The sequence below is a fragment of the Crenobacter oryzisoli genome (assembly GCF_030385785.1).
Classification (GTDB): Bacteria; Pseudomonadota; Gammaproteobacteria; order Burkholderiales; family Chromobacteriaceae; genus Crenobacter_A; species Crenobacter_A oryzisoli.
This window is the reverse complement of the sequence record NZ_JAUEDK010000009.1, coordinates 21,894-36,755: the sequence shown is the minus strand read 5'-3', so window position 1 is coordinate 36,755 and position 14,862 is coordinate 21,894. Positions and strand designations below refer to the sequence as shown.

The window sequence follows — 14,862 nt, the reverse complement described above, 5'->3', positions numbered from 1 at the left end:
ACGACGCAACGCATCATGCTGCTCATCCCCGCTATCGACCTGAAAGACGGTCAGTGTGTCCGCCTCAAACAAGGCGTGATGGACGACGCCACCGTATTCTCCGACGACCCGGTCAAGGTCGCGCTGCATTGGCGCGATCAGGGCGCACGCCGGCTGCATCTGGTGGATCTGAACGGCGCGTTCGCCGGTAAGCCGAAGAATCTGTCGGTGATCCGCGAGATCCTGGCCGCCGTCGGTAACGACATGCCGGTGCAACTCGGCGGTGGCATCCGCGACCTCGACACCATCGAAAAGTACCTCGATCTGGGCCTCGAATACGTGATCATCGGCACCGCGGCGGTGAAGACCCCGGGCTTCCTGCACGACGCCTGCGACGCCTTCCCGGGCCAGGTGATCGTCGGCCTCGATGCCAAGGACGGCAAAGTGGCGATCGACGGGTGGGCCAAGGTCACCAACCATGACGTGATCGAGATGGCCAAGCGCTTCCAGGATTACGGCGTGGCCTCGGTGATCTACACCGACATTGGTCGCGACGGCATGATGAATGGTGTCAACATCGACGCCACCGTGAAGCTGGCGCAGGCGCTGACCGTGCCGGTGATCGCCTCGGGCGGTCTGACCAATCTCGACGACGTGCGCGGTCTGTGCGCGGTCGAGGGCGAGGGCATCGAGGGCGCGATCACCGGTCGTGCCATCTACGAAGGCAGCATCGATTTCGCGCAGGCCCAGGCCCTGGCCGACGAGCTGTCCGAAGCCTGATTCAAGCATCACCCGATCGGGGCGCAGGGAGGGCCGGTGTTCGGCCAACCCTGCGCCCCTGCACTGTGAGTATCCCATCATGGCCCTAGCCAAACGCATCATCCCTTGCCTCGATGTCACCGCCGGTCGCGTGGTCAAGGGCGTCAACTTCGAGGGGCTGCGAGACGCCGGCGACCCGGTCGACATCGCGCGACGCTACAACGATGAAGGCGCCGACGAGCTGACCTTCCTCGACATCACCGCCAGTAGCGACGACCGCGACCTGATCTTGCACGTGATCGAGTCGGTCGCCTCGCAAGTGTTCATCCCGCTGACCGTTGGCGGCGGCGTGCGCCGTGTCGATGATATCCGTCGCCTGCTCAACGCCGGCGCGGACAAGGTCAGCATCAATACCTCGGCAGTGACCAACCCCGACTTGGTGCGCGAGGCGTCCGACCGCTTCGGCAGCCAGTGCATCGTGGTGGCGATCGACGCCAAGGCCGTGACGCCGGACAACGACCGCTGGGAGGTTTTCACGCACGGCGGACGAAACCGGACCGGCCTCGATGCGGTCGAATGGGCAAGAAAGATGCAGGCGTACGGCGCAGGCGAGATTCTGTTGACCAGCATGGACCGCGACGGCACCAAGATCGGCTTCAACCTGTCGCTGACCCGCGCGGTGTCCGATGCGGTCGACATCCCGGTGATTGCGTCGGGTGGCGTCGGTAATCTTCAGCATCTGGTCGACGGCGTGAAGCAAGGCCACGCCGACGCGGTGTTGGCGGCGAGCATTTTCCACTTCGGCGAGTACACCGTGCGCGAAGCGAAGCTGGCGATGCAGGCAGCCGGGATCGAAGTACGGCTTTAAAAAGAGGTTGTGTCACAGGGGCCACTGAACTGCGGTAAAGAGAAGCAAACCCCGTGTCTGTGGTGCTGCCGAAGCAGGCTTCTTTTCTGGTCTGGGGATTTTGTGGGTTCTGTGGCTAAAAAGGTTTTTGCGGATGAATTGGCTTGATGAAGTGAAGTGGGACCAGGATGGTCTGGTGCCGGCGATTGCGCAGGACGCCGAGACCGGCCGGGTGCTGATGGTGGCGTGGATGAACCGCGAGTCGCTGGCGTTGACCGCCGATACCAAGATCGCCCATTACTGGAGCCGCTCGCGCAGCCGCTTGTGGAAGAAGGGTGAAGAGTCAGGCCACCTGCAGGCGGTCAAGGAACTGCGCCTCGACTGCGACGGTGACGTGGTGGTCATGCAGATCGAGCAGCAAGGGGGTATCGCCTGCCATACCGGTCGCGAGAGCTGCTTCTACCGTCGTTTCGAGGATGGTGAGTGGGTCGTCGTCGACGAGGTGTTGAAGGACCCGAAGTCGATCTACGCGCACGGCCACGGCCACTGAGTCGGGACGAGACGTCCTCTGCGTTGCCGGGTAGAATTGTTTTAGATCATCAGATATTTGTAACGAACAGACTGAGACGCATCGGCGTGGGCCGGTGCCAGGAAAGGATAAGCATGGTCTCCGCCGAGATTCTCGCATCGATCGCGGACACGCTGGAGGCGCGCCGCGAAGCCAGCCCACAGAGTTCGTACGTTGCCTCGCTGTTTCACAAGGGCGAGGACGCGATCCTGAAAAAAGTGGCCGAGGAGGCCGCCGAAGTTCTGATGGCATCGAAGGACGGCGAAAAACTGCCGTTGGTGCGCGAGGTGGCTGACCTGTGGTTCCATACGATGGTGCTGCTGACCTATCACGGCCTGCGTCCGGACGACGTGCTGGCCGAACTGAGGCGCCGCGAAGGCATTTCCGGGCTCGACGAAAAAGCGTCGCGTCCCAAGAACTGATTGAGGGGATCACGATGAGCGACTGCCTGTTCTGCCGCATCGCGGCGGGCGAACTGCCGGCCAGCAAGGTGTACGAGGACGACGAAGTGTTTGCCTTCCACGACATCCGTCCGATCGCACCGGTGCATTTCATGATCATCCCGAAGCGGCATATCACCTCGCTCGCGACGACCGAAGCGGCCGACGAAGCACTGCTCGGCAAGATGCTGGCGCTGGCGCCGAAACTCGCGAGCGAGCAAGGCCTCGGGCATGGCTTCAAGACCGGCATCAACACCGGGCGCGGCGGCGGCCAGGAAGTGTTCCATCTGCACATCCACGTCTTCGGGCACAAGGGCTGAGGCAGAAGATTGAACGGGTCGGGCAGGGTGCCGGGGGCCCGGTAATATTGAGGAAGGAAGTACCATGGGTTCGTTTAGCATTTGGCATTGGCTGATTGTGCTGCTGGTGGTTGTGATGGTGTTCGGCACCAAGAAGCTGCGCAATGTCGGCGAAGACCTGGGCAGCGCGGTGCGTGGCTTCAAGGAAGGCATGAAGGGCGAGAACGAGAAGGCCGACGCTGCCGAGCAGCAAAACAGCGGCCGCGTGATCGACGGCGAAGCCGAGAAGAAGTAAGCCACTGCTGTGTTCGATATCAGTTTTGGCGAACTGCTGCTGATCGGGGTGGTGGCGTTGGTGGTGCTCGGCCCCGAGCGTCTGCCGACGGTGGCCCGTACGGTCGGTGCACTGGTGGCGCGGTTGCAGCGTTTTGTCACTAGCGTCAAGTCCGACATCCAGCGCGAAACCAACCTGTCCGGTCTGGCTGAGCTGCAAAGCGACATCCAGGACGCCGCCCAGACCTTTCAGCGGCGCATCGAGTCCGAGCTGGCCGAGGTCAAGGCGAGCGCCGATACGTTGCGCGGCGAGCTAGCCACGGCCGAGCAGGCGCTCGGTGAGGTGAAAGACAGCGTCGCCGATGCCGTGCACGCGGCCGATACCAACCTGCATGGTGCGGCTGGCGAGATTCAGACCGCCGATGTGCCCGTTGCCACGCCAACGGTACCGACTGTGGTCGCACCGTCGATGGCAATGGCTGCGCCATTGATCGACCCGTCCGCTTACGTGATGCCTACATCGGCCGTCACGTCGCCGTCCTCCGACACGCCGTCCACCCCGCAGCCGGCCGTTCCTCCGGCCCCTCCGTCTCATTCATGAACGAACAACCGCTCCTTGCCCACCTGATCGAGCTGCGCACCCGTCTGGTACGGGCGTTGCTCGGCCTATTGATCGTGTTTCTCGGCCTGTTCCACTGGTCGGGCGACATCTATCATCTGCTCGCCAAACCGTTGATGGACGTGCTGCCAGCCGGTAGCCGCATGATCGCCACCGATGTGACCGCGCCGTTCTTCGTGCCACTGAAGGTCACCATGCTGGTGGCGTTCCTGATCTCGCTGCCGCACACGCTGTACCAGGTCTGGGCCTTTGTCGCGCCGGCGCTGTACACCCACGAGAAGCGTCTGGTGCTGCCGTTGGTGGTGGCGAGCGTGGTACTGTTCTTCGTGGGTATGTCTTTTGCATACTTCCTCGTGTTCCCGATCGTGTTCCACTTCATGAGCTCGGTGACCCCGAGCGGGGTGTCGATGATGACCGACATCGACAAGTACTTGTCGTTCGTGCTCGGCATGTTCATCGCGTTCGGTGTCACCTTCGAGGTGCCGGTGGTCGTGATCTTGCTGACCAAGATGGGAGTGGTGTCGGTCGCAACGCTGCGCCAGGGGCGGCCCTACGTGATCGTCGCTTCCTTCGTGATCGCAGCGATCGTAACCCCGCCGGATGTGTTATCGCAGACCATGTTGGCGGTGCCGTTGTGGCTGCTCTACGAGGCGGGCATCGTGATGTCGGTGTTCCTCGGCAAGCCGATCAAGCGCGACGATAGCGAGGCGGAACAGGCATGAGTTCCCGGCCGTTTCACTGGCTTGCGGTGCTGGCGCTGCTCGCGCTGATTTTCCTGTCGCTGGCTTGGGAGCTGTGGCTCGCGCCGTTACGCCCGGGCGGTTCGTTCCTGGCGTTGAAAGCGGCGCTGCTGTTGCTGCCCTTGATGGGGATCCTGAAGGAGCGGGTCTACACCTACCAGTGGTCAAGCATGTTCATCTTGGCCTTCTTCATGGAGGGGGTGATGCGTGGCTGGGCCGACCGCGGTCTCGCGCAGCAGCTGGCACTCGCCGAAGTGGCGCTGACCGTGCTGTTCTTCGTCGGCGTGGTCGGCTACGTGCGCGAGAAGCGCCGCGAACTGGCTGCCGGTTAAACCGTTCAGCGCTTCCGACCATGAAAAACGCCGCCCGATCGGGCGGCGTTGTCGTTTCTGGGCGCTCGGAAGATCAGACCTTGAAGCGGTTCAGGCCACCGTCGAGCGCCTGCGCAAGCCGGGTCAACTCTAGTACCAGTTGATGAGCCTGTTGCGCCGAGTGGCTGCTGCCGCTGTTCATCTGCGCGATCTGTTCGACGTTGCGGGCAATATCGTGGCTGGCCTGGCTCTGCTCCTGGATCGCCGTGGCGATGTCGGCGATGCTGTCGACCGATTGGCCGCATAGGGTACGGATCGCCGTCAGTGCCTGCTGCACCTGCTCGGTCCCTTCTACGCCGCTGTCGATGCGTCGGCGCGCTTCGTGCATGCTGGCGACCGCCGAGCGGGTGTCGTCCTGCACGCCATCGATGCGCGCCGCGATCTCGCTGGTCGCCGCGCTGGTGCGTTCGGCCAGCTTGCGCACCTCGTCCGCCACCACGGCGAAGCCGCGGCCGGTCTCGCCGGCTCGAGCAGCCTCGATCGCCGCGTTCAGCGCCAACAGATTGGTCTGCTCGGCGATGTCGCGAATCACCTGGACGATGGTGCCGATCTCGCCGGAGCGTCGCTCGAGCTGGTCGATCCGGTCGGTGGTGTCGCCGATGCTTTGCGCGATCTGGTAGATCTGGCCGGTGGCGCGTTCGGCCAGTTCGCTACCACGGGTCGCCATCTCATTGGCCTCGCGTGCCTTGCTCTCGACGCCGTGGGTGCTGCCGGCGACATGGTTGATGCTGACTGTCATCTGCTTGACCGCGGCGGCGCTGACCGAGGCGGCCTGTGCCTGTGAGTCGACCGAGTTGCTCAGTTGGCTGCCGACGCCGTCCAGTTGTTGGGCGGCATCGACCAACTGTGCCGAGTGCAGGTGTGATTCCTGGATCAAGGCGCGCATCGTCCCAAGTACCGCGTTGAACGCCTCGGCGGTACGGCCCACCTCGTTGTTGCCGAGCTGTGGCAGCTGCGTGTTCAGGTCACGGCGTTCGGCCAACTCCTGGCTGATCGTGGCGATGCGGTCAAGCGGGGCACGAATCGACCGCACAATGGCGAAGGCGAGCAGGGTGCCTGCGACGATGCCGATTGCGACCAGCGTCAGCAACAGCATGCGTACCTGGCTGGTGCTGTCGATGATGTTTGCTTCGAGCCGGTCGGCGCTTTGGCGGGCTTGGTCGGTCAGCTGGTTGAGCGAGTCTTCCATCGCGTGGACCTGGACCTTGTACTGGTCGATGGCCATGTTGGCGTCGGCGGTCGTGGTGATGGCGCCATTGTTAACGCGCGCGAACACGCTGTTGGCTCCATCGGCGTAGGCGGCCAGCCGACGGCGTACTTCCGCGACCTGATCGGCCCGCTCGGGGGGCAAAGGCAGCGTGGCAGCGCGGTCGATCGCGTCGTTGGCGCTCTTCAGGCTGGCCTGCCATTTTTGCTCGTAACTATCGCGCTTGGCCGTGACGGCCAGGTTGATAAAGCTGTCCTTTTCGAAACGGCGCAGATTGCCCATGTGATAGCGAGCATCGACCAGCGCGTTGTAGAAGCGCAGATCCTGCGATACCACGCCGTCGACGCGTTGTTCGACTCGGTTCAAGCCGAGATGGCTGACCAGGCCGGCGCCGGCAAGCATAACGAGCAATAGGAAGAAGCCGAGGCCGATGCGGCTGGCGATGGTGAGATTACGCATGTTGGCGGCTTAAATACCTGGTGATTCATAAGCAAACGCCGGTATTAAACCAGATTTTAGTGACGTTTTAATTGGTATTTCAATTGGTATAAGCGATCTTCAGAATGAGAGCTTGAGGGTGGCGAGGACATTGGCACTCGAAAGCCGAGCGATTTCCAGAGGCGTGCTGTTGCGCAATTCGGCCAACACCGTGGCGAAGCGCGCCACGTTGGCCGGCTGGTTCGGAACGTCCTGCGCCCATTCCGGACGGATGTCCGGCGCGTCGGTTTCCAGGACCAGTGCGCTGTCCGGCAGGCTGGCCGCCAGGCGACGGATGCGCTGCGAGCCGCGAAACGTCATCGCGCCGCCGAAGCCGAGCTTGAGGCCCAGACGGAGGAAGGCTTCGGCCTGCTCGGTACTGCCGTTGAACGCATGTGCAATGCCGCCGACCACCGGGTACTGGCGCAGGTATTTCAGCAGACGGTCCTGCGAGCGACGCACATGCAGCAAAACCGGCAGGTCGTGGCGTCGTGCGAGCTTGAGCTGTTCGACAAACAGCCATTCCTGGCGGGCCGGGTCGAGTTCGGGCAGATAGAAATCGAGGCCGATCTCGCCAAGCGCAACCGGACGGTGCCGGGTCAACCAGTCGTCGAGCTGCTCGAGGTGTTCGTCGAGGTGCTGGTCGACGTAGATCGGATGCAGGCCGAACGCAATCCAGCAACCGTAGCGTTCGCGCATCGCCAAGGTGCTTTCGAAGTTGGCGACGTGCACCGCCGGCACCACGATCTGCCCGACGCCAGCGGCGTGTGCGGCAGCGACCACCGCGTCGCGTTCTCCGTCGAATTCGGCTGCGTCGAGGTGGCAGTGGCTGTCGATCAGCAGGGCAGGGTCAGGGTTGGCCGAGAACATGGGGGATAGAAAGGACAACGGGTCGGTTATGCTTCAGCATAACCGACCCGTGGAGGGGGGGCGCAAACGCTTATTCGGCGTCGTTGGCCGGGGTCGCGTCCGCAGCCGGCACATCGGTAGCGGCGGGCTTGGCCTGCGGCTGCAGGGCCGGGTTCTGGCGGGCGACTTCCTGTTCTTCGGCGGTCACCTGTCCGACCGGCTTGCCGTCCAGGCCGAAGCGCTTGCCGCCTTGTGCCAGCGCCTTGATGTAGCGCGGACGGCGGCAGTGGTTGGCGAGCACGCGTGCGATCAGTGCCGGGTCGAACTGCGGCAGCTCGGCGACCAGTGCCTGGTCAATGCCGATCGCCAGAGGACGGAAGCGGCGGAATACGTCGTACTTACCATAGACATGATCGGCGATCATGTCGGTTTGTTTCTTCTTGCTCATGGTCTGAACTGCCGCTTTCAGCGCCGCGCCCAGGGCCGTTTCCTTGCTCATGAATCGAGTTCCTTCCTAACGATGGGCGCAGAGTAGCAAGCAGAGCGCCGAAATGCCAGCGCCACGGCCGCGTTTTTGTCACGGCAGCAACAAAAAACCCGTCAAGCGCGAGCTTGACGGGTTTTTTGGCGAATTCTGGTGCCCAGGGCCGGACTCGAACCGGCACACCTTGCGGCGGGGGATTTTGAGTCCCCTGCGTCTACCAATTTCGCCACCTGGGCAAGAGGGGGCGATTCTACCCAAACAGGGTGGGCTTGTAAACGAGTAGCTGGGCTTTTAATTCTTCAGGCTGAGCGCGTGGTCGTACAGCAGCTTCTTTGGTGCACCGGTGATCTGTGCAGCCAGCTGTGCTGCTTGCTTGGTCGGCAGCTCGGCGGCCAATAGCGCGATGACGCGCTGCGCCTCGGCGTCGAGGCCATGATCCTGGGCCATCGGCGGTGCCGCATCGATCACCAGCACGATTTCGCCGCGCTGCTGGTTGCTGTCGGCTTCGACCCAGGACAGCAGCTCGGCGGCCGGCAGCCGCTTCAGCGTCTCGAAGGTCTTGGTCAGCTCCCGGCCGAGCAGCAGCACGCGCGACTCGCCCAACTCGGTGACGATGTCGGCGAGCAGGTCGAGGATACGGTGCGGCGCCTCGTACAGCACCACCGCGTAGTCGGCTTCGCGCCATTCACCCAGCTGGCGGCGGCGTTCGCCAGGTTTGGCCGACAGAAAGCCGGCGAACAGGAAGCGCGGCGTGGTCAGGCCGCTGGCCGACAGGGTGGCGATCACGGCGCTGGCGCCCGGCACCGGGCTGACCCGGTAGCCGGCCTGCCACACCGCTTCGGCCAAGCGGGCCCCTGGGTCGGACACCGCCGGCGTGCCGGCATCGGACACCTGCACCACGATCTTGTCGTCGGCGAGCCAGCGGATTACCTGTTCCGCCATGCTGCGCTCGTTGTGCTCGCGCACGCTGACCAGCTTGGTCGAGATGCCGTAGGCGGACAACAGCTGGCCGGTGACCCGGGTATCCTCGGCGCACACCACATCTGCAACCTGGAAGGCGGCCAGGGCGCGGGCGCTGATGTCGGCCAGATTTCCAATGGGCGTGGCCACCACATATAATGTGCCGCGAGTGAAACTATCCCGGGTCGAGTCAATCAAGTGAGCAAACGAGGTATGCAAAAGCTGGCTCCACTGCTGGTTGGGGTGACGATGACGTGGCTGACCGCCGCCGTGGCACAAACGCCCGACTATATCATCCAACAGAACCAGATGCCGCTGCAGACGTTCGGCCATGCCGCGCCGTTGCAAGCGGCTGCACCGGCACCGAAGACCGTCGACCCCGGCTTTTCACCGACTAGCCAGGCGCTACCCCCTGTCGCGCCAGTGCCGAGTGCCAAGTTGCCAAAGATTGTGCTGATGCTGCCGACCGAGTCGAAGCTACTCGGCGAGGCGGCTCAGGTGGTGAAGAGCGGTTTCGACGCAGCCGCGGCAGCCGATCGAGCGGCCAATGTGGTATTCATCCCCAGTGAAGAGAATACCGTGGTGGCCCAGTACCGCGCGGCGCTGGCGCAGGGCGCTAACGTGATCGTCGGGCCGCTGACCCGGCCGGGGATTGCCGCGGTGGCGCCGCTGGTGAGCGTGCCGACACTGGCGTTGAACAGCCTCGATGCCGGCATCAAGGCCAATCCGAAACTATACAGCCTGTCGCTGACGGTGGAAGGCGAGGCTCGGCAGCTCGCCGACCAGCTTCGCGACGATGGGCGAAGCAGTCCCTTGGTGGTCGGCAACGCCGACCCGCTGTCGCAGCGCCTCGGCCAGGCGTTCGGAGCCGAGTGGCAACGGCTGACCGGACAGCCCGCAGCGCAGTTCGACCTCAGCCGCGCGGCGCCGGAGCAGCTGACCGCGCTGGCGGCGCAGCATGACGCGCTGGTCTTCACGATGGGCGCGACCGAGACCGCGCAGGCGCGCGCACTGACCAGCCCGGACGAACCGGCCTACGCCGGTTCGCAGATCAATGTGCGAAGCCCAGACCCGGCTTTGCGCGGCATGCGGGTAATCGACATGCCGTGGTTCCTGATGCCGCAGCACCCGGCGGTGCAGCGCTACGCTCGGCCGGCGCAACCGCTGACCCGGCAGACCGAACGCCTGTACGCGCTGGGCATCGATGCCTACCGACTGGCAGTGCAACTGGCCGGCAAGGGGGCCACGCCCGGGATGCGTCTCGATGGCGTCACCGGTGATCTGCGCCTCGGCCGTGATCGCCAGTTCGTCCGCCGCCAGCCGCTAGCGGTGATCGGCAGCGAGGCGCTGCAGTGAACAAGACCGGTCAGGCCGCTGAGCAACGCGCGTTGGAGTTCCTGACAGGGCAGGGTCTGAAACTGGTCGAGCGCAACTGGCATTGCGCCGGCGGCGAGCTTGATCTGGTGATGCGTGACGGCGCCGCTTGGGTGTTTGTCGAGGTACGTCACCGGGCTTCGGCCAACTTCGGTGGGGCGGCCGCCAGCATCACGCCAGCCAAGTGCCGGAAACTCGTGCACGCCGCCCAAGTCTACCTAACTAGCAAGGGCATCGACGCGCCGTGTCGCATCGATGCCGTCCTGAGCGAAGGGCAGGGTTCGCCTGTCTGGCTCAAGAACATCATCGCGTAGCGATGCACAAGGGATACGCATGGATCTGATCGAACGCGTCAACGGACATTTTCTGGAAAGCATCGCCGCCAAGCAGGCGTCGATGGAGTTGCTGTCGCCGGCGGTGGCCGTTGCCGCCGAGCAGATGGTGGCTTGCCTGATGAACGAGGGCAAGATCCTCGCCTGCGGCAACGGCGGCTCGGCCGCCGATGCCCAGCACTTTGCCGCCGAGATGGTCGGCCGCTTCGAGAAGGAGCGTCCGGGCCTGGCAGCGATTTCGCTCGCCACCGACAGCTCTGCGCTGACTGCGATCGGCAACGACTACGACTTCGACATGGTGTTTTCGAAGCAGGTGCGTGCGCTCGGCCATCAGGGCGACATCCTGTTGGCGATTTCCACCTCGGGTAATTCGGCTAACGTGATCGAGGCGATCTACGCCGCGCACGAACGCGGCATGAGCGTGGTCGCGCTGACCGGCAAGGATGGCGGCAAGATCGGCGAGTTGCTGTCGCCGGACGACCTGCACCTGAACGTGCCGGCCGACCGCACCGCTCGGATCCAGGAGGTTCACATCCTGCTGATCCACGCGCTGTGCGACGCGATCGACTGCATGTTGCTCGGGGGGGAATGAGAATGGCGCGACGTCACTACGCACTGCTGTTTGGCGCCGTGCTGGCCACCACCTTGAGCGGTTGCCTGCCGCTGATCGCCGGCGGGGCTGCCGGCGGCGCGCTGGTCGCTACCGACCGTCGCACCAGTGGCGCCTATGTCGACGACCAGGCGATCGAGGTGAAGGCGCAGAGCCAGATCAGCGACCGCTTGCCGTCGGCCCATGTCAATGTCGCCAGCTTCAACCGCGCTGCGCTGATGACCGGCGAGGTGCCGTCCGAGGAAGCCCGCCAGGTGGCCGAGACCTTGGTGCGGGCGCAGCCGAATGTGCGCAAGGTATACAACTACACTGTGGTCGCACCCGCTTCCAGCCTGTCCCAGCGCAACAACGATACCTGGATCACCACCAAGGTGCGCACCAACCTGCTCAACGGCAACGGCTTCCCCTCCAGCCAGGTGAAGGTGGTGACCGAGCGCGGCGTGGTCTATGTGATGGGGCTCTTGACCCAGGCCGAAGGCGACGCCGCCGCCCAGGTGGTCAGCCAGACCGCCGGAGTGCAGAAGGTGGTGACGCTGTTCGAGCCGATCAGCGAGATCCAGCCGAAGTAAGCGGTTTCGCCTTCAGCCGGAATGGCAACGACAAAGGGCAGCCCTTGGGCTGCCCTTTGTCGTTGCCGGCCCTTTAGTGTCGGACCAACAGGTCGGTACACAGCACGTGCAGCGTCTCGTCGATCTCGATGGCCATCGACAGCGTTATGCAGCGTCGCGTGTCGGTCATCGACAGATACGGTTCGCTCATGTACAGCACGCCCGGCTGGTCGATCGCGTGCTGGAAATAGGCGCGGCGCGACCAGATGGCGCCGGTGGTATCGGTCAGCGGCGAGAACTTGTCGTCGCGGTTGCCGTTGCCGTTGCGCTGGCGGTTCAGGTTGCCGCCGAGCTGGCGACCTTCCTGGTCGAGCAGGAAGGCGCGGGTCACATCGGGCAGCGCCAGCATCGGCGTGGCGGCCTGGGTGAACGGCGTGCCCTGCATCAGCGCGATTGCCGACTGTACGAAGGCCTGGCGCGCCAGTTCGAGATGGCGACGGGTCAGCTTGCGGGTCAGAAGCTCGCGGTTCATCAGTTGGTCCCAGCGCGCGTCGATGCGCGGGGTGATCGCGGCGTCGTCCTCGGGCGTGGCGGCCGGTTCGGCGACATAGTCACCCTGGACCAGATCGCCGCCGGACTCGAGCGCGATCAGTAGATTGTCCTCGTTGTGCACCCCGGTCAGCACCACCAGTGCCCCCATTTCGTGCATCAGATGCACCAGCCTGGTGAGTAGATTGCGGTTACGCCCCGGCTCGGCGGCGTTCTCCAGTAGTGCATGGTCGAACTTCACCAGGTCCGGTTCAAGCTGGCTCAACCGGGCCAGTTGGGTCGGGCCGACCCCGAAATCGTCGATCGCCAGCAGGAAGCCTGCTTGCTTCAGCGCAACGAGCGCATCGATCAGCTCCGGCGACTGTTCCAGCGCCGCATCGCTGACTGCGATGACGATGCGATGCGACGGCAGCTGGTGCGCCTCCAGCGTCTCCAGTAGCGCGGCGCGGGCCTCTGCGCTGGCAAAGCTCACCGGAGCAGGCTTGATCATCAGCCAGCGCGGCGTGCGCTCGAGCAGGGCGAACTCGCGGCAGTAGCTGGAAAGCAGGCAGGAGGTCGGATCCTGGTCGACACTGGCGCTCAGTGCCTCCAGTGCCACGCTGCGCCGGTGCGACAGGCTATAGATAGGCTGGAAACGGCAGTTCGCCGTGGCGGGCGAGCCGTGCTCGGGGGGCGGGGTGCTCATTGATTCAGTCCTCACATCCTGTGTTTTATTGTTATTTCCAGCAAAATGCATTCCAGTGTAGCCCAGTTAAGTGTCAAATTAACTGTCCAACAAAAAACGGACGCCACAGGCGTCCGTTGATGTGCATGGGGCAAGGCGATGCGCTTAGCCCTGCTGAATGCCCGCCACCAGCCACTTGCCTTGCGTGCTGGCGTCCTTGATGTAATGCCAGGTTTCGGCGAATGGTTCGGCCGGTGCGTTGACGCTTTCGCTCACCGTCCCGGAGAAGCGCACGCTGGCAATATAGCGGCCGGCCTCCTCGACCGCTTCGATCACTTGGCAGTCGAGCGACGGGAAGTCAGCCAGCTCGTTATTGCTGGCGATATCGTCGCGCAGTGCGGCGAACAGCTCCGGCGTCATGTACTTGCGTACCTCCTCGACCGCGTCGGGCGAGTTCAGGCTCTGCAGGTGCAGGAAGGTCGCCTTGGCCTGGCGCAGGAAGTTCGGCACCTCGGTGCCATCCGGCAGACGGCCCTGGTTGGCCGGCGAATAGCCGGGCACACCGCCGCCGATGCCGCTGCCGGCACCCAGGCCGGAACCGATCTTCGGGATGGTGCCGTAGCTGCTCGGCTGGGCTGGCTGCTGTGGTTCGTAGTGGAACGAACCATTGGCCGGCTGGGGCTGCTGGCCATAGCCGCTAGCGGGCGGGGTGGCCATGGCCTGCGCGGTGCGGCGGCGCAGGAACATCACCCCACCGACGATCAGCAGGCCGAACAGCGCAATGGTGCCCCACGGTAGCCCTTGCTCGGCCGGGTGGCCGGCGGCGTTGCCGGAGGCATTGCCGCTCATCGCCTTGCCGAGCATGTAGCCGCCTACTGCACCGGCGGCTCCGGCTGCGATGGCGGTGCCGACGCCCGGTCCCTTGCGCTGCGGTGCGGCCTGGGCAGGTGCGGGGGCTGGAGTGGCAGGCTGGGCCGGTGCTGCGTACGGTTGCTGGTAGCTCTGGGTCGGCGCGGCGCGGCGCATCCCATAGCTCTTGCCTTTGCCCAGGCGGGCCGCGTCGGCGAACGGCGCGGCCAGCAGCGACACCAGGGACAAGGCCAGAATGGTGGTCTTGGCGCGAGTTGTCATGACGGTATTCTTTCTATGAATTATGGATAAGCCCCGGATAGACCCGTGGCCCATACATAAGTTCGGGGTATCAGCCGCAGATTTCAAGCACTTGCACGTCGTTGCCGGCCACCCGGAAGCGTACATCGAAGCGATCAAGCCGTACGCCGTATACCCGCTCTGGGTCGTCCTGGTACGCCGGTCGCGGATCCTGTTGCAGGACCTGCTCGATCAGTTCGGCAAAACCCGTCGGAACATCGGCGGCCGCGGCAAGATCGGCGCGTGCCCGTTCGCTCCATTCCACCCGCAGCACCGGGGGCGGGCCGTCGACGAAACCGCCGCGGGCCTCGAGGCGAGCCTCGACGAACGGGATGTAGGGTTTGATGTCGAGCACCGGGGTGCCGTCGAGCAGGTCTGCACCACCGAGCAGCAGCCTCACCCCGTTCGTGGTGTCGACGCCAAGCAGTTCGACCAGCGACAGGCCGAGCGGATTGGGGCGATGCGTCGAGCGGCTGGCGAATACGCCGACCCGGGCGTTGCCACCGAGTCTGGGGGGGCGTACCAACGGAGTCCAGCCGCGCGCAGCGGTCTCATGGAACACGAAATGGATCCACACGTGAGAGAATGCCTCAAGGCCTCGCACCGCGTCAGGTTGGTCGAACGGGGGTACGAGTTCCAGGGTGATCCGCGCTGCCGGCACCAGCGAGGGTTGGCGAGGGATGCCGAACTTCTCTTTATAAGGGGAGTGGATGACGCCGATCGGCGCGAAAGTGACGGGCTGCATGACGGGCATTGTAGCAGCC

The 14,862-nt window shown here is 64.3% G+C and carries 20 protein-coding genes and 1 tRNA gene; 13 read left to right on the top strand and 8 right to left on the bottom strand.

The window, feature by feature from the left end; all coding sequences use genetic code 11:
- The first annotated feature begins 15 nt into the window (after nt 1–15).
- From hisA to QU481_RS07065, 9 genes are all read left to right on the top strand, one after another.
- Nucleotides 16–759: a 1-(5-phosphoribosyl)-5-[(5-phosphoribosylamino)methylideneamino]imidazole-4-carboxamide isomerase gene (gene hisA, locus QU481_RS07105; protein ID WP_289829234.1), complete on the top strand. Its 744-nt coding sequence runs from the start codon at nt 16–18 to the stop codon at nt 757–759.
- 79 nt (nt 760–838) lie between these two features.
- Nucleotides 839–1,606 carry an imidazole glycerol phosphate synthase subunit HisF gene (gene hisF / locus QU481_RS07100; protein WP_289829233.1) on the top strand — a complete coding sequence of 256 codons (768 nt, stop codon included), beginning with the start codon at nt 839–841 and terminating at the stop codon, nt 1,604–1,606.
- Nucleotides 1,607–1,739: 133 nt separating this feature from the next.
- Nucleotides 1,740–2,135 (top strand): phosphoribosyl-AMP cyclohydrolase, encoded by a 396-nt coding sequence (gene hisI, locus QU481_RS07095; protein ID WP_289829232.1) that lies wholly within the window; start codon nt 1,740–1,742, stop codon nt 2,133–2,135.
- 113 nt (nt 2,136–2,248) lie between these two features.
- The gene (locus QU481_RS07090) at nt 2,249–2,575 is read left to right on the top strand and encodes a phosphoribosyl-ATP diphosphatase (protein ID WP_289829231.1); all 327 of its coding nucleotides are present in this window, start codon (nt 2,249–2,251) and stop codon (nt 2,573–2,575) included.
- A gap of 14 nt (nt 2,576–2,589) precedes the next feature.
- Entirely contained in the window at nt 2,590–2,913 is a 324-nt protein-coding gene (locus tag QU481_RS07085) for a histidine triad nucleotide-binding protein (RefSeq protein WP_289829230.1), read from the top strand.
- 64 nt (nt 2,914–2,977) lie between these two features.
- Nucleotides 2,978–3,187 (top strand): Sec-independent protein translocase subunit TatA, encoded by a 210-nt coding sequence (tatA, locus tag QU481_RS07080; RefSeq protein ID WP_289829229.1) that lies wholly within the window; start codon nt 2,978–2,980, stop codon nt 3,185–3,187.
- Nucleotides 3,188–3,196: 9 nt separating this feature from the next.
- Nucleotides 3,197–3,766, top strand: coding sequence for a Sec-independent protein translocase protein TatB (gene tatB, locus QU481_RS07075; protein WP_289829228.1), 570 nt, complete (start codon nt 3,197–3,199; stop codon nt 3,764–3,766).
- Entirely contained in the window at nt 3,763–4,506 is a 744-nt protein-coding gene (gene tatC / locus QU481_RS07070) for a twin-arginine translocase subunit TatC (protein ID WP_289829227.1), read from the top strand. Before tatB ends, tatC begins: the two co-directional genes overlap by 4 nt.
- Entirely contained in the window at nt 4,503–4,856 is a 354-nt protein-coding gene (locus QU481_RS07065; protein ID WP_289829226.1) for a DUF2069 domain-containing protein, read from the top strand. The genes tatC and QU481_RS07065 overlap by 4 nt, the downstream gene beginning before the upstream one ends.
- Before the next feature lie 73 nt (nt 4,857–4,929).
- On the opposite strand, the gene QU481_RS07060 is transcribed toward QU481_RS07065, so the two are convergent.
- From QU481_RS07060 to rsmI, 5 genes are all read right to left on the bottom strand, one after another.
- On the bottom strand, nt 4,930–6,561 hold the full coding sequence (locus tag QU481_RS07060) for a methyl-accepting chemotaxis protein (protein ID WP_289829225.1): 1,632 nt from the start codon (nt 6,559–6,561) through the stop codon (nt 4,930–4,932).
- Nucleotides 6,562–6,660: 99 nt separating this feature from the next.
- Nucleotides 6,661–7,467 (bottom strand): TatD family hydrolase, encoded by an 807-nt coding sequence (locus QU481_RS07055; RefSeq protein WP_346432425.1) that lies wholly within the window; start codon nt 7,465–7,467, stop codon nt 6,661–6,663.
- 52 nt (nt 7,468–7,519) lie between these two features.
- On the bottom strand, nt 7,520–7,927 hold the full coding sequence (locus tag QU481_RS07050) for a ProQ/FINO family protein (protein ID WP_289829224.1): 408 nt from the start codon (nt 7,925–7,927) through the stop codon (nt 7,520–7,522).
- A 136-nt stretch (nt 7,928–8,063) separates the two neighbouring features.
- Nucleotides 8,064–8,148 (bottom strand) — tRNA-Leu (locus tag QU481_RS07045).
- Between the two features lie 55 nt (nt 8,149–8,203).
- Entirely contained in the window at nt 8,204–9,091 is an 888-nt protein-coding gene (gene rsmI, locus QU481_RS07040) for a 16S rRNA (cytidine(1402)-2'-O)-methyltransferase (protein ID WP_435382723.1), read from the bottom strand.
- Here rsmI and QU481_RS07035 point away from each other — a divergent pair.
- Genes QU481_RS07035 through QU481_RS07020 form a run of 4 tightly spaced genes read left to right on the top strand, consistent with a single transcriptional unit; the run spans nt 9,086 to nt 11,757 of the window.
- A complete protein-coding gene (locus QU481_RS07035; RefSeq protein WP_289829223.1) occupies nt 9,086–10,228 on the top strand; it encodes a penicillin-binding protein activator in 1,143 nt (380 codons plus the stop codon). The genes rsmI and QU481_RS07035 overlap by 6 nt on opposite strands.
- Nucleotides 10,225–10,560, top strand: coding sequence for a YraN family protein (locus tag QU481_RS07030; RefSeq protein WP_289829222.1), 336 nt, complete (start codon nt 10,225–10,227; stop codon nt 10,558–10,560). The genes QU481_RS07035 and QU481_RS07030 overlap by 4 nt, the downstream gene beginning before the upstream one ends.
- A 19-nt stretch (nt 10,561–10,579) precedes the next feature.
- Complete coding sequence (locus QU481_RS07025) at nt 10,580–11,170, top strand: phosphoheptose isomerase (protein ID WP_289829221.1); 591 nt, start codon at nt 10,580–10,582, stop codon at nt 11,168–11,170.
- A 2-nt stretch (nt 11,171–11,172) separates the two neighbouring features.
- Nucleotides 11,173–11,757 (top strand): BON domain-containing protein, encoded by a 585-nt coding sequence (locus tag QU481_RS07020; protein WP_289829220.1) that lies wholly within the window; start codon nt 11,173–11,175, stop codon nt 11,755–11,757.
- Nucleotides 11,758–11,830: 73 nt separating this feature from the next.
- Here the strand turns inward: QU481_RS07020 and QU481_RS07015 are convergent, their stop codons facing one another.
- The 3 genes from QU481_RS07015 to tsaA form a co-directional block, all read right to left on the bottom strand.
- A complete protein-coding gene (locus QU481_RS07015; RefSeq protein ID WP_289829219.1) occupies nt 11,831–12,970 on the bottom strand; it encodes an EAL domain-containing protein in 1,140 nt (379 codons plus the stop codon).
- Between the two features lie 144 nt (nt 12,971–13,114).
- Nucleotides 13,115–14,080, bottom strand: coding sequence for a Tim44 domain-containing protein (locus QU481_RS07010; protein ID WP_289829218.1), 966 nt, complete (start codon nt 14,078–14,080; stop codon nt 13,115–13,117).
- A gap of 70 nt (nt 14,081–14,150) precedes the next feature.
- On the bottom strand, nt 14,151–14,843 hold the full coding sequence (gene tsaA, locus QU481_RS07005) for a tRNA (N6-threonylcarbamoyladenosine(37)-N6)-methyltransferase TrmO (RefSeq protein WP_289829217.1): 693 nt from the start codon (nt 14,841–14,843) through the stop codon (nt 14,151–14,153).
- Nucleotides 14,844–14,862: the final 19 nt, after the last annotated feature.